This is a genomic window from Niallia oryzisoli (assembly GCF_043641075.1).
GTDB lineage: Bacteria > Bacillota > Bacilli > Bacillales > Cytobacillaceae > Bacillus_BD > Bacillus_BD oryzisoli_A.
This window is the reverse complement of sequence record NZ_JBHZRC010000002.1, coordinates 428,748-442,131: the sequence shown is the minus strand read 5'-3', so window position 1 is coordinate 442,131 and position 13,384 is coordinate 428,748. Positions and strand designations below refer to the sequence as shown.

Annotated in this window: 11 protein-coding genes and 2 pseudogenes; 10 read left to right on the top strand and 3 right to left on the bottom strand. The window is 35.3% G+C overall.

Annotation, left to right across the window (positions count from 1 at the left end):
• The first annotated feature begins 126 nt into the window (after nt 1-126).
• Both ACHUFV_RS11575 and ACHUFV_RS11570 read left to right on the top strand, forming a co-directional pair.
• Nucleotides 127-1,171, top strand: a pseudogene (locus ACHUFV_RS11575) (IS1595 family transposase).
• 142 nt (nt 1,172-1,313) lie between these two features.
• A complete protein-coding gene (locus ACHUFV_RS11570) occupies nt 1,314-1,676 on the top strand; it encodes a hypothetical protein (RefSeq protein ID WP_394234199.1) in 363 nt (120 codons plus the stop codon).
• A 195-nt stretch (nt 1,677-1,871) separates the two neighbouring features.
• Here ACHUFV_RS11570 and ACHUFV_RS11565 read toward each other — a convergent pair whose 3' ends face one another.
• Nucleotides 1,872-2,252 (bottom strand): DUF3888 domain-containing protein, encoded by a 381-nt coding sequence (locus tag ACHUFV_RS11565; RefSeq protein WP_394234197.1) that lies wholly within the window; start codon nt 2,250-2,252, stop codon nt 1,872-1,874.
• Between the two features lie 353 nt (nt 2,253-2,605).
• Here ACHUFV_RS11565 and ACHUFV_RS11560 point away from each other — a divergent pair, with 353 nt between their 5' ends.
• Together ACHUFV_RS11560 and ACHUFV_RS11555 are read left to right on the top strand one after the other, a co-directional pair.
• A complete protein-coding gene (locus ACHUFV_RS11560; RefSeq protein WP_394234195.1) occupies nt 2,606-2,836 on the top strand; it encodes a hypothetical protein in 231 nt (76 codons plus the stop codon).
• Nucleotides 2,814-2,936, top strand: coding sequence for a hypothetical protein (locus tag ACHUFV_RS11555; protein ID WP_394234193.1), 123 nt, complete (start codon nt 2,814-2,816; stop codon nt 2,934-2,936). The genes ACHUFV_RS11560 and ACHUFV_RS11555 overlap by 23 nt, the downstream gene beginning before the upstream one ends.
• Nucleotides 2,937-3,183: 247 nt before the next feature.
• Here the strand turns inward: ACHUFV_RS11555 and ACHUFV_RS11550 are convergent, their stop codons facing one another.
• Nucleotides 3,184-4,977: a PDDEXK-like family protein gene (locus tag ACHUFV_RS11550; RefSeq protein WP_394234191.1), complete on the bottom strand. Its 1,794-nt coding sequence runs from the start codon at nt 4,975-4,977 to the stop codon at nt 3,184-3,186.
• A gap of 311 nt (nt 4,978-5,288) precedes the next feature.
• Here ACHUFV_RS11550 and ACHUFV_RS11545 point away from each other — a divergent pair, with 311 nt between their 5' ends.
• The 5 genes and pseudogenes from ACHUFV_RS11545 to ACHUFV_RS11525 all read left to right on the top strand — a co-directional run bounded on the left by ACHUFV_RS11545 (nt 5,289) and on the right by ACHUFV_RS11525 (nt 9,995).
• Nucleotides 5,289-5,891, top strand: coding sequence for a DnaA N-terminal domain-containing protein (locus ACHUFV_RS11545; RefSeq protein WP_394234189.1), 603 nt, complete (start codon nt 5,289-5,291; stop codon nt 5,889-5,891).
• A 32-nt stretch (nt 5,892-5,923) separates the two neighbouring features.
• Complete coding sequence (locus tag ACHUFV_RS11540) at nt 5,924-6,793, top strand: hypothetical protein (RefSeq protein WP_394234187.1); 870 nt, start codon at nt 5,924-5,926, stop codon at nt 6,791-6,793.
• 3 nt (nt 6,794-6,796) lie between these two features.
• Entirely contained in the window at nt 6,797-7,393 is a 597-nt protein-coding gene (locus tag ACHUFV_RS11535; RefSeq protein WP_394234186.1) for a hypothetical protein, read from the top strand.
• 160 nt (nt 7,394-7,553) lie between these two features.
• A pseudogene (locus tag ACHUFV_RS11530) lies at nt 7,554-7,803 on the top strand (isocitrate/isopropylmalate family dehydrogenase); the annotation flags it as partial.
• 488 nt (nt 7,804-8,291) lie between these two features.
• Nucleotides 8,292-9,995 carry an ATP-binding protein gene (locus tag ACHUFV_RS11525; protein WP_394234184.1) on the top strand — a complete coding sequence of 568 codons (1,704 nt, stop codon included), beginning with the start codon at nt 8,292-8,294 and terminating at the stop codon, nt 9,993-9,995.
• A 260-nt stretch (nt 9,996-10,255) separates the two neighbouring features.
• Here the strand turns inward: ACHUFV_RS11525 and ACHUFV_RS11520 are convergent, their stop codons facing one another.
• Entirely contained in the window at nt 10,256-11,686 is a 1,431-nt protein-coding gene (locus ACHUFV_RS11520; protein WP_394234182.1) for a purine-cytosine permease family protein, read from the bottom strand.
• A 369-nt stretch (nt 11,687-12,055) separates the two neighbouring features.
• On the opposite strand from ACHUFV_RS11520, the gene ACHUFV_RS11515 reads away from it, so the two are divergent.
• Entirely contained in the window at nt 12,056-12,670 is a 615-nt protein-coding gene (locus ACHUFV_RS11515; protein ID WP_394234181.1) for an RpnC/YadD family protein, read from the top strand.
• Nucleotides 12,671-13,384 lie beyond the last annotated feature (714 nt).

Sequence of the window (13,384 nt, the reverse complement as noted above, 5' to 3'; positions counted from 1 at the left end):
TTCCACAACAAGAAAAAGAACAGGCTTCTTTTTTTATTGGCTTTGTTAAATAATTTTGTTGATATTTGATAAAAACAAACGAATATTCTATAACGAATAAAAGAACATCTGTTTGGATGTCTTGAAATGACGTTAAGAGAATTGATAGCGGAGATAAAAAAATTAAATTCAGCAGAACAATATCGTTTAAAAGAATTCCTTATTAATTCAATTGCGTCATTTTCATTTAGTGAACCAGTATTTCAGGAAGTAACAGAACGTAAAAATAAAGATGGATACACTTGCGTACATTGTGGTTCTAAGCAAATTTGTACGTTTTGGTAAGTATAGTGTGAAACTCGGACTTAAAGAAATTGAACGTCAAAGATACCGTTGTAAGAATTGTCATAAAACTTTTACTAATGTTACCTCTACTCCCCTTCACCACACTCATAAACCTGAAAAATGGTTAGACTTTATTAAATGTATGTTGGAAGGATATTCCCTTCGTAAATCAGCAGACCTTATTGGTAATGTTCATTTCGTTACCCTATTTTACTGGAGACACAAAGTATTATCATCCCTTAAACAAATGGATTTCGAGAAATTTTCAGGAATAGTAGAAATGGACGAAACGTATTTTCTGTACTCCGAAAAAGGAAAAAGAAATATCGAAGGAAGAAAACCTCGCAAACGTGGAGGTTCTTCAAAGTTTCGTGGTATCAGTCACGAACAAGTTTGTGTTTTAATTGCAAGAGACCGCCAAAAATTTACCTATTCAGGTGTTCTTGGTAAAGGTCGAATTATGAAAACTCAATTAGACAAGGTTATTGGCTCTAAATTATCATCGGATAACACACTTTGCACAGATGCTTGGAGGGCTTTTTCCACTTATGCCAAAAGCAAGGGATTAGAACATTACCGTTTTAAGTCAGATGGGACAGAACGAGTAAAAGGACTGTATCATATCCAAAATGTCAATAACTATCACAGTCGATTAAAAAGATGGATGCAACGATTTAATGGCGTAGCAACAAAATATCTCCAAAATTACCTTGTGTGGTTTGCATTTCTCGATAGCGTACATTTTAAAACAGATGATGTGTTTATCAAACAGTTTCTTGTGGAAAGTTGTGTTCATCCAATGACAGAAACGAATAGAACACTCCGCAAAAAGAAATTTGTTGCATAAATGAAATTGTATAATCAAAAGGTATTTCAGAATTTTGGGGAGAATTTATGATATTAAATTTAAATATACAATTTTATTGGTCGAACTTTTACTAAATGGGGCAATTAAGAAAAGAGGTGTTAAATTGAAATACATTTACTATGTGTTATCACTAATTCCAGTAGCGTTTTTATTTCATTTCTATGAATATGGGCAACATCTAAAAAGGGAAGAGGCGAGATATTTATTTCCAACTTGGCTCATTTATATCCTAATTACAGGTTTGTTGTCTGTGTTTATCAAAAAGCGTTATATGCTATTATTCCAAATTATTTCTTGTGTAATTTCTGTTATATTAGCAAAATTATGGATAGCAGATGATGGTGCTTGGTTTAAACCATTTGGACGAGATGTAGCAGTAGTCTGGATTGCAGGGATAACTTGTATAGGGCAATTGATTATAAGGGCTTGCTTAAAGGTTTTTAAAAAGAATGGCAAATTATCTTTGAATCAAGATGGGAAGTAAAAATACTTTTTCAGGTAAAGCAAGTTGATAAATAGGCTCAGTTCTTTTCCAAAAGAACCGAACCTATTTTTTACGTGTGTTAATCAACATTATAGTTTAACATAGCCTTTTTATTAAATAAGGCTGTGTTATATTTTAGGTTAAATAAATGTCGGGACACACACTTATGGTATCCGCAACTGGTTTATTGAGAGATTAAGGATATGTTTTCAAATGCTTATACCTTAATAGTTCGCCATTTGAAGTAACCACAACTTCATCAATTCCATAGCCTATATGAGCATTGTAAAAAGGCTCTATTTGTAACGTTATCTCATATAATCCACCGATACCATACACTTGCTTTATTTTTAGGATTTCTGCCCCAGTCGTATCCCATCTAAGACCTTTTGGTGCATTTACATCATCCTTATAGATTTTTACAATTGCTTTATCTACTGGATCTCTTAGGCTGTTCATAAGTGCCAGTTTTAGTGTTTCACATAATTCTGTCTCGGCTTCATTAATTGTATTTGCATTCACATTTGTATTAGATATTACTAAAACAATCACAAGCATTACTACAATTTTTTTCATAAATATCACCTCGTTTTAGTTTCCAAAGAACTAAAATAATTTATTCAATACCTTGTTAGTTCAATGGCTACACATTGAGCCTTGACAAATGCAATCCATCGTAAGTTTTGTTCGTTTCAAATACAAAGGCATGAGCAAATAAGATTGATTTTCCTTAAACCTTATGCCTACTATGTGTCCCCCCATCTTAGTTCGTTCACACACAACTAAGTCCATCCGCCGAACAACTAAGTAGCTCCGTTGGAGCTAAAAAAGGCTGAAAAAACAATCGAATAACCATTTGAGAAAAGTGTCAGATTCCTATCACACAAGGGATTGGCATTTTTTTTATGAAAAAATAGGGAAGAACTTAGTTGTTTGCGATTTTTAAAGGTTGGAAGAAAGCAGGAGAAAAAGAGGGGGAAAAAGCGGGGGAAAAAGCGGGGGAAAAAGCGGGGTTTGACGGGCGTACTATGTTAGCATTTCAATTTCTGATAAAAGGAGTGGAAGAGGGTTTGAATGTAGGTGGGGAAAGGGCTGAGGGGATGTTGGAGGGGGGGAGAATGGGGGAAGAACTAAGTTATGATTACACAGTATGCGGATAAATATGATTTACAATTAGCGGATGCAATTTTTGAAAACTTAACGAAAAATGCTTCACCGAGTCCACCTAAATTAAGAGTAATCAATGGGGGGAAATCATAATCTATATTAATAAAATCACATTTTTACGAAATGTCTAAAACAAAAAATCAATTTCATACATACTCTTCAAATTGCCGAATTTGAAGAATTTAAGAGCGGATGAAAGGGTTTATATCCTCCGCTCTTTTTTCAGGATAAAATTAATGTGACGCTTAAACTCCAATGCAAAAGTTAAAATTGGATAAACTATTTAGATAGCTACATTAATATGCTCAACTCTCTTTGTTTTCACTTCATCAAATGTAACTTAATCCATATTAATAACAACCTCATCATAAAGTTTTTCAAGCTTTTGTAAAATCTCTTGCAGCTCTTTATTTTCATAAAAAGTATTAAAGGTCTGAATCATTCCCCTTTCATCTAAACATTGAATCGATAGGGTCTCAGAGTGAATACGGTTAAATTTGGCTTCTGGTGAAAGACCTTTTTTTGTGATTCGAATTCCTTTTGCTTTCATGTGTTCCATCAGCATGACACGCTTATCAGCTTCAATTGGACCAACCTCTAACGTAAAATAAATTGAATCAGATCTTATATCCATCCAGAACAGAAACGGACCATTGTCCCACCACCATTTTTCTCTCGTCTCACCCAATTTTTCTTTATAGGCATCAAAAAGTGGTATTTTAAAGGAAAGATGTCGTGATGACACACGATAATTGCCTTCAGGGATATTCCTAGTTTCCAACCAGCATCTGAAGGCACGCTGAACTTGAATTCTCGATTCATTTAAACTTTCTATAATCGCAGGGGGTTCTTCCATTCTCGGGCTTTCACTCTCTAATATCTCTGCCAACTGTTTCCGTAATAAAGTGAATTCTGGATTATTGTATAACTCAAGCATCGCCTGACTAATCTCCGACATATCATCCCATTTATTTACATCTATTTTTTGCGAGAAAAATCGTGTATAACGTGCTTTTTCTAACTTCGAACCCTCTTTAAACGACAAGCCAACCTTTTCTAATTGCTCAATTAGTGCAAGTCTTTCCTTATATTCAATCGGTCCTATTTCAGCAATCATACGTAATCGACTATCTTTTGTTTGTTCAAACCAAACGACTAACCCTTTGCCTAACCAATAATATGGATCTTTTACATGAACTCGACTAATCCCATTCCATTCAGGAGGCAATAGATAGGGAAGTGTCGGATGTGCTTTAAAAAGGACTTCTTCGTCAAACTGCTGTTTGATGAATTGCTCAAAGCTATACGACAGTATATTTTGACCATGCTTGTAAATATACTGAATGGTATTTTTATATTTCATCATGAATTCAAAGCGATATCCCGATTCAAAATATAACGGCTTATAAAGCGATTCTGCTTCTGTAAACAGCTCCTCAATTGTCTGTTTATGATTGCGGTAAATATCAATTGCCTGCAGAATTTGTTCCTGATTTGGATAGAACCGTTCCTCAAGTAACCGATCATAGTGTTCGATAAATTTGTACACATCATCACTTAGCTGGTCCTTATACAGCATAAGAACTGTGTTCAAGATTGATTCAATCCGCTCATATGTAAGAATAAAATACTGATGATTCGAAGGCTTTTCTCCATTAAGTGTTAAATAAATGGGAATAACCATGAAGTCCTTAAAGTTCTGCTTAATAAAATCCAAGTAGTCATCCAGTTGATTCGTTGATTCAGTAGTATAAAATTTATTCTCAATCAGAAAGACTGTTTTCAACGGTTGGTTTAAAATAAGCAAATCAATATACCGATTATTATTTGTTTTTACTTCCCTATAGACATGAGAATCCATTAGTGAGTGGTTTAGAATTTCTCCCACAACTTCATATTTCGAGTTAGGAGTGTTTTCCTCGATTAAGATAAGATGCTCAACCATTTTACGCAAAAAATAATCTCGCAAACCATGGTTTTCCTTCGGACTTAATAACCAAGCCAAAACATTGGAATGACGGATCTCATGATTTTCTAATTTAAGTATTTTTAATGTATTAAAGGAATTCACTTGTTGGTTAAGCTGCTGGAAGATTGTATCGTTTTCTAGGTCAAATAGGTCTCTTATTTCCACATTCGTTCACCTCGAGTGTAAGTTTTTTAATATAAAAATAATGCATATATCATTTAGGTTACTACAGCATAAATTTAAAGTGAACAGAAGGCTCTAAGTAAATTAGTTTGAAATTTGAAATGGTTGAATCTTATAGGAGTTAGGATTTTGACTAAGAATGAATTAGTTAAAACACTTTCAATCTTTTTTGTTAAAACCATTTGAAAATAATGATTATCCCTTAACATCAAAACGTTAGGATAAACCCTCAATTATACGCCATATAAATGTTAAAATAATGGAAGAGCGTTTAAAAGGGGGATCCATCATACATGGATTTATGGACAAATGTTTTACATAAAATAAGTACAAAATTATCTAAACCTAGCTTTGCAACATGGCTTAAAAACACTACTGCAGACATTCGTGACGACGTTATTACGGTAAAAGCACATAATGAATTTCAGGCCATGTGGATAGAGGAGCGATATTCAGTGCTTATTGCTGAAACTGTCAAAGAAATCACGGGTCGGACGATGGATATCAGAATCTATAGTACAGACGAAAAACCTGACTTTAAACGACAGTCTTCCCAAGATGATTCTTCTGGTGGAAAAGACTATGTAGAATTAAAAAGCATAATTGAATTGCAGCAAATGAAGCTACACGAATTAGAATCAAGAATTAGGTGCTTAGAGTCTCCTGAGAAAAAGCCATGCACGGAAGTGAAATTTGTCTTTTTTAATGATACGGGAAGGAAAGTCGGTATCCACCAAGCAACAGCCGAACATGGAACGAAATGTGATATGACAGCCATTAAACCATTGGAAGAACGTATTTTTGTATTGCCAGAAGGAACGTACCCTTGGGTAAAAATGTGGGACTATGGTGAGGAGAAAGGACTTAGTCTTTTGGTTTCTCCTAAACAAGATTAATGTTTAGATAAAATCGTATGGGTGGTTAAATTATGACAATTGCTGAAATTCATGGAAAGCTTTCTTCATATGAACACATGGAAGACTTACTAACCTCTGATGTATTTTCAACCTTTAAGTATCTTGATGTCAACAATGGTCTCGTTCCATTCTTGAAAAAGGCAACAAGCTTTATTGACCAAACACCACCTGATTTTCTCGAGGGCATTGTTGAGGCTGATTATGTATTTTGGCCAAGGACAACCTATCTAAACAGAGAACCTGATGTCCTCCTCATCATAACGAAAAAAAATCAATCCACAATAGCTATTTTAATAGAGGCAAAATATCATTCTGGAAAAAGCAATACCCATCGAGAAGAAGATGCCACGGATAAAGAAAAACATCCATTGGAGCATTTAGACGGAGACCAACTTGCTGAATTATTTAAGGAACTTCAGGACGGAAGTATTTATATCGGTGATCCCTCCATTAGGGAAAAATACATTCGATCGGCAGGTAACAGATATCTCTTTTTCGTAACAGCCCATTATGCTCCACCAAGGCACGATATCGAAGAAACCTTTAAAGTTTTACAGAAATATCAGTACGCTAAGCAAAATGCTCATCATTTCTTTTGGGTGAACTGGATAAGCATCATGGGAGTCATTGATGAGGTGAACTCAAGGGAAGCCTGGCAAAATGCTCCTACCATGCGTTATTTGTTATTAGATTTGCAAGCGTTGCTATATAGGAAAAGCATGATTCCATATAATGGATTTTCTAATCCGCGCAAAAAAATACCTGTAACAGGCTCTTATTTCTGGCAAGAAACGGAAGAGCAGCAGGAACAGCCGCTTTTTTTAGGAATTAAAGCTAGTAAACTAGTGAAAAGTGAAAACTATTTTTGGATGGGGGATTAAAGGATGGCAAAAGGTAAAGATATAAAAGAAATTTACGACATGATGAAAACAGTCTGCGAAGAAACCAGTAAATTAATCATTGTGATGAATGACATGATGGAGAATGAAGGATTTAAAGCAGTAAGTGGTGGAAGTGTGATGTGGGATCGGTCTACACATTTTCGCTCTCCGGAATTTTGGCTCCCATACTTCCTTCAACGGGTGTTTGTTAAAAGTGAAAACCTGTCTAAGGGAGTAGGGATTAACATCATGTTTGATAGCAGCATGTACGGGTTTGAGAACACCATTCCTTTTATAACATGTGGATTTTTAGAATCCCCAAATAATAAATTGGGTAAAAGTAATGATTTATTTAATGCCGGATGGACAGAGGAAGAGGCAGATGAGAAAACTATAGATGGTAAGCTTTGTAAAACAAACTTTAAAGACACAGGAGTCACTACAACCACCTACTTCCTGCCAATTGACATCTTAAACAATCAGGAAAAGGTAGACCAATACATCATCAAACCTCTTATTTGTCTCTACAATGGTCAGCTTGATGAGGCTAAAAATATGATATCTGATGTGGCAATTGGGATAGAGGAAATTGTAGGGTAGGGGGATTAGATTAATTTTAGAAATCCTTAGGCATTCATCCTGGATAACGGTATAATTTTGGCGGCTTTCACTAACTGAATGATAAACCAACTCAGCAAGAAAACCACAGAAAGTAAAAGATGGATTCATATGCAACGATACTATGAAAAGCATTTTAATGATGAGCAGGGAGTATCCAGATGTGAAGACGGCTTCCTATTTGGTCGATGCCGCTGCGATGTTGATGATAAAAGATCCAAAAAGATTTGAAATTGTTGTATAGTCTAACTTATTTGGTGATATATTAACCGATCTAGGGGCAGCGATAGCAGGCGGGATTGGTTTCCGCGTGAGCAAATAGTAACCCAGAGAAGCAGTACCCGTCCATGTTTGAACCCATTCATGGATCCGCACCAGATATTGCTGACAGGAAAAGGTGAAAGCCGAGATTTAAAAGTAGGAAACACATGAGTGAGGGCTCATGGGTTTTTTTGTATTACATAAGGTCATTATAGTAGATAGTTAGGCTGCTTAGTTGCGATTTAAATTGCGATAAGCTTGCTTCAAAAGGATTCTCTGTTGAGGAAGTTGCAGAATATATCAAGTCATCAATAACCAAATATAGATAAGATTCAATAAAGTATCGAAAAGTGGGGACTACTTTGTAATCTTTTTTCCATCGCTAATGATGAGATGACCATTTGTGATAATTGGATACATTGTATGGAAAATAACACTGCTGAAAGGTCCGCTGTTTCACTAGTAGTATCTTTTTCTGTTTTAGATTTACGAAGTTTCTTTTTATATAAAAGTACATTGTACTATTATAGTATAATATATTGTCGTATAATTATGATTTTGAAGAATAAAAACCCTTCCCCTAAAAAGAGATAAGTCAACAAAAAGGAATGTGGATATATTGAACACACATGTAAGGAAAAAAGGGTATATGTTAATCCTTTTAGTGATAGTCATTACCATTGCTGTAACCATCCCTGCTCTTTCACTTTATCGCCACATAAAAGATGTAGTTACTAATGAAATTGGAAAAAATGCAGCGAATACTTCGATGACCATTGCAGAATTTATTGAGCAGGATCTGGATGCATATAAAGAATTGTATGAGGCAAAGGAATACAAAGAAGGATCCTATGATAAGGATTACTATAATAAAATGCAAAATCTGTTTGAAAGGGTAAAAAAGCAAACAGGAGCAAGGTATATCTATACAGAAAAGCGAGTTTCTGATGATGAAATTGTTTACATCATTGACGCAGATGGGATCGTATTAGGTGTAAAAGAAGGAATGTCCAATCTAAAAATAAAAACATACAATAATGAAGTGCCTGTTTACACAAAAAAAGTCATCGAAGATAAAAAATGGGGTCCTATCATTTCTGGTTTTTCTCCGATAAAAGACAACGAAACAGGTAAAGTCTATGGATTTATAGGGGTTGATTTTTCCTTAGAATATGTAGAACATATTCTCTTAAAAGTAAAACAGGTGATCATATTGGTGGGTTTCCTGATTATTTTACTTTCTTCCATCATTGCTTACATCATTTTGCAAAAAGTAATTGAGAAAGAATATGTGGAAAGCCAACAGAAATATAAATCTCTAGCTGATAACACTCCTGACTATATCTATATTTTAGATAAGAAAGGCCATTATATGGAATCGAATTCCCAATTTGAGACCATCACTGGTTATAGTCAGTCTGATTTTATTGATGTAGAACCTTCTACTCTTTTACTTGAGGAAAGCTGCAGCATAATAGAAGACGGAATTGAACAAACTCGTAAAGGTTTAACGACCAGGAAAGAGATTCAAATAAAAACGAAGGATGGAACCATCCTCGATATTCACGCAACCTTATTTCCTATGATCATCAACGGAAAGGTGATGGGTACATTTATATATGGCAGGGATGTTACCAAAATAAAAGAAACGGAAAAGATGTTGCACAATGCAGAAAAATTATCGGTTATCGGCCAGTTGGCAGCCAGTGTGGCACATGAAATTCGAAATCCATTAACGTCTATCCGAGGATTTATCCAATTATTACAATCCGACGATAAAACCGATTCCTTCTATTATCAAGTGATGTTAGAGGAAATCGATCGAATCAATCAAATTGTCGGCGAACTTCTTGTACTAGCCAAACCGCAAAATGTACGAATGGTCAAAGGGAATTTGGAAGAAGTCATGCAGTCTGTTACGACTTTATTAACACCTCAATCGAACATGGATGGGATAGATATGATCATCAAAACGTTGGACCCTATTCCAGAAATAGATTGTGACCCTAACAGTTTAAAACAGGTATTCATCAATTTGATAAAAAATTCAATTGAAGCTGAAGCGAAAACGATCGAAATGATCCTAAGTAAAACAGAAGATGATTTCGTTAAAGTCATCATAAAAGATGACGGATGTGGCATCGATGAAGAAAGACTCAAACATCTGGGAGAACCTTTTTATTCGATGAAAGAAAAAGGAACAGGACTGGGCTTAACGGTCAGTAATAAAATTTTAGCGGAACACCACGCAACAATTCGCTATTCTAGTCAGTTAGGTGAGGGAACAGAGGTAGAAATTTGCTTGCCGATTCGTGCAAAATAAGGTGCTAGGCACCTTCCGTTCTTCTAGTGCTAACGGTAGTTTAGTTCAATTAGTTAAGCATAAAAAACCTAGCTTTTTGGGCTAGGTTTTAGCGTTTCGAGAACACAACAAAAGAAGGAATATCGATCTATATTTGGATGAATTGGAAAATTATCATTTTCTTGGAAGTTAAGGGAAATGCCCCATTGCTGAATAAAAAAAGATCCTGCTTATCAATGCAGGACCTTTGAACAAACCGGTATAAATTGCTATTACTTGCATTATTCAACGGGTATTTCTTTTGTGTATGCTGATATTTTTCTTTCTTTTTCTTTTTTTTGTTTTACATTTAATTCCTTAACTTCTTTACTGTAGTATCTCCCCTTCGTATAGATAGCTACTACAATGGTCAGGATTGAAGCTAATATGGCCGCAAAGAAAGTGGCTGTATTTTGTAGGAACGTCCCCATGTATCCTAATCCAGCAATTGTTCCAAGGACACTTGAGATAAGTAATGGTGCAACCCCAGCGGGATTCCATTTATACAATTTTTCTTGTCTTGCTTCATATTCCATCGGTACAATTTTCAACAACTTCTTCACGACTAAAGCATCTGTCACTAAAATAGCAGCCCATGCCATTAAGAGAACCCCTTGGAATGTCATCGCACTACCTAAATAATCTAAAATACCGCCAAGCATTAGTACGATTGATACGACGCCTGAGACAACCACCCAGAAGCGACGATCGGGTTTGAAATGAAATACATTCTCAAAAAAGTTGGACAATGATAGGGAAGCACTATAAATATTTGTAACGTTAATACGTAATTGTGTTAACATCGTAAATAAAACTCCGCCTAGTCCAAGAATTGTGACAATATATACCCCCGGATTCGATTCAGCAAACCGGACACCAAACCATATTCCAAGTAAGCCCATGACACCAAAACAGAAAATTTGCGGAATAAATCCGATCATAATGGATCCGATTTTAATATCTTTGGGTTTAAGGAAACGCGCATAATCTGACGCAATTAAAGCGGTTAATCCCATAATCCCGTGCTGCATTCCGATACATAAGAGTAAAGCTGTTCCACCTATTTGTACACCTTCTGGCATATAGCTCCAAAAGTGTCCATCAAATTGAGACGGCATATTGGCTGCGACCATTATGATGGCAATTAAAAAGATAAAGAAGATGGGTAATGACCATTTTTGTAATTTATCGAGTTGTTTAATCCCAAACCAATTTAGCGGGATGACGATAGATCCGAATACGATAATTAAAAGCCATAGTGGAATTGAGGGGAAGAATGCATGTACTGCGGAAACGAGAATCATGCCTTCAAAGGCGCAATACATGATGAAATTCGATGCGTATATTAATGAAGTTAACGAAGCACCAATATACCCAAACCCCTGTCTAGACATGAGGTTTACGTTCATTCCTGACTTCGCGGATAAATAGGCAATCACTGTACCTAAGACTCCAGCAATAATGATGGCATAAATCGCTGAAATAATCGCGTTCATAGCGCCATACTGAAGGGCCATTACACTGCCTGTTTGAAAATAAAAAATCGCCGTGGCAATACCAAACGTGATGTTGGTTACACTAAACCATCCCATGTTCCGTTTTTCTACAGGAACCCTATCAAATGAATAATCGTCTTCTTCTTCTTGGAGACCTTTAGTTTGATCTACATTCATGTAATCATCCTTTCATGTGCTCCTCACATCCTGCCCCCTTCCTGTGTTCATTTTCACATTCAATCTACACCCGTTCAAGATTGAATGCTTGTTTGGGAACAGTAGAATGTGTAGTTTTGAGCAAATTTTATTTTGTGAAAAAGAAAAAATATATAATCCTTCGCAGACCATATTTGTCTGCCTCTCTTATATTATATACATAGTTAGTTAACATAATCAAGGGTTAGAGAGTCAATAGGTTTTCATTAGCCTTTAAAAGGTTGGGTTTTTCCTTGATTTTACACAATAGCCCCATACACCTGACTGAATAAAAATTCAACGGGAAGATATCAATCTACTACTTGACCTTTACTAGCTTTTTCAAAGCGTATGTTTCAATATTTTTATCGGATCTTCGATTTATATGATAAACAAATCTATGCTCTTGCCATTTTTACCTCGGAAATATCTTCACTTAAAATGAATTCCTACCATTACGATTTCTTTGGTACAATTATCGATTACCACTACCATACGTACCGAAATGCCTCACAATCTGAATTTGATCTTCTCCAATCAAATAATCCCTTTGCTATTGCCGTACTTGCAGGACTATATGTGAGTAAAAGCAAGAAAAATAATCACTTAAAATATAAATATAAACGAAAATTGATGAGATTGCTTTTACAGGATACAATGAAGAAAAAAGAAGTAAATCGAGAATACATTCAGAAGCTGTTCATATTCATTGACTATATATTACGGCTACCTAAGAAAGCAGAAGATAAATTATATCAAGAGATTATACCATTGGTTGAAAAGGAGGAGACGGGAATGGGACTTTCACTGGAAAATACACCTTTTGCAAAGTTTTTACAAAAGCAAAAAGCTATAGAAATTGCAACAAGACTGCTTCAAAATGGATTTTCTGTTGAGGAAGTGGTGAAATATACCGGTCTAGAAAAAGAAGATGTATGTAAGATTCAAAAAGGTATTGAACAGTGAGACAACAGAATGACTTCAACCCTAGCTAAATGGTAAGGTTTCGCATGCTTGATATAAATGATTGTATAAAAAATATATTTTCAACCTCCATAATATGATTTGGAGGTTTTTTATTATCCTTTTTCTGCCGATCAACAAGGAAGTCCTGAATTTTTAGTAAAAAGTGGTATGGTAAAACTATAACAGACCAACATAGCTATTAATAAGTCTCCGTAAACTAAGGTATAAAGCAATCACCTTATCTCTAAAAGTGTGTGGCGTTAATAGATCAGGGTGCCAGGTACCATCCATTTTTTTCACTCAACAGCTTCAAATAAAAATAAACATATCTTATCTGAATGAAAGCTAAAAAGAAATTGGACCACACCGTGATTGATGTGGCCTTACTTTTTTTAGCTTCCGTTTAGGAGACTATTATTACCTAAGAATAAAACAAGCCATGATTTCCTTTAGATCTCGGTGCTGAATACGCCCTTAATTAATGCATTTGCAATGTAACCTAAAGCTTGCCTTTTCGAATGAATTTGTTCACTCATTACACATCGAACCCCTTATCATATTCTGGACATCCAATGACGTAATGAACAAAGTTGTCTCGCCCGTAGCGGAGAAATAATAACAGTCACCTGATGTTGTACAGGAGGAGACTTGGATGAGTATAGAAAATTTACAAAATATTATAAAATAAAATAATATTTAGAAATAATTATGTTA

Bases quoted from the DNA above. Each gene is read 5' to 3' on its own strand.
- ACHUFV_RS11520 (WP_394234182.1), bottom strand. From the start codon at position 11,686: ATGAATGTAGATCAAACTAAAGGTCTCCAAGAAGAAGAAGACGATTAT.
- ACHUFV_RS11515 (WP_394234181.1), top strand. From the start codon at position 12,056: ATGTTTCAATATTTTTATCGGATCTTCGATTTATATGATAAACAAATC.
- ACHUFV_RS11545 (WP_394234189.1), top strand. From the start codon at position 5,289: ATGGATTTATGGACAAATGTTTTACATAAAATAAGTACAAAATTATCT.
- ACHUFV_RS11565 (WP_394234197.1), bottom strand. From the start codon at position 2,252: ATGAAAAAAATTGTAGTAATGCTTGTGATTGTTTTAGTAATATCTAAT.
- ACHUFV_RS11540 (WP_394234187.1), top strand. From the start codon at position 5,924: ATGACAATTGCTGAAATTCATGGAAAGCTTTCTTCATATGAACACATG.
- ACHUFV_RS11555 (WP_394234193.1), top strand. From the start codon at position 2,814: ATGATTACACAGTATGCGGATAAATATGATTTACAATTAGCGGATGCA.
- ACHUFV_RS11535 (WP_394234186.1), top strand. From the start codon at position 6,797: ATGGCAAAAGGTAAAGATATAAAAGAAATTTACGACATGATGAAAACA.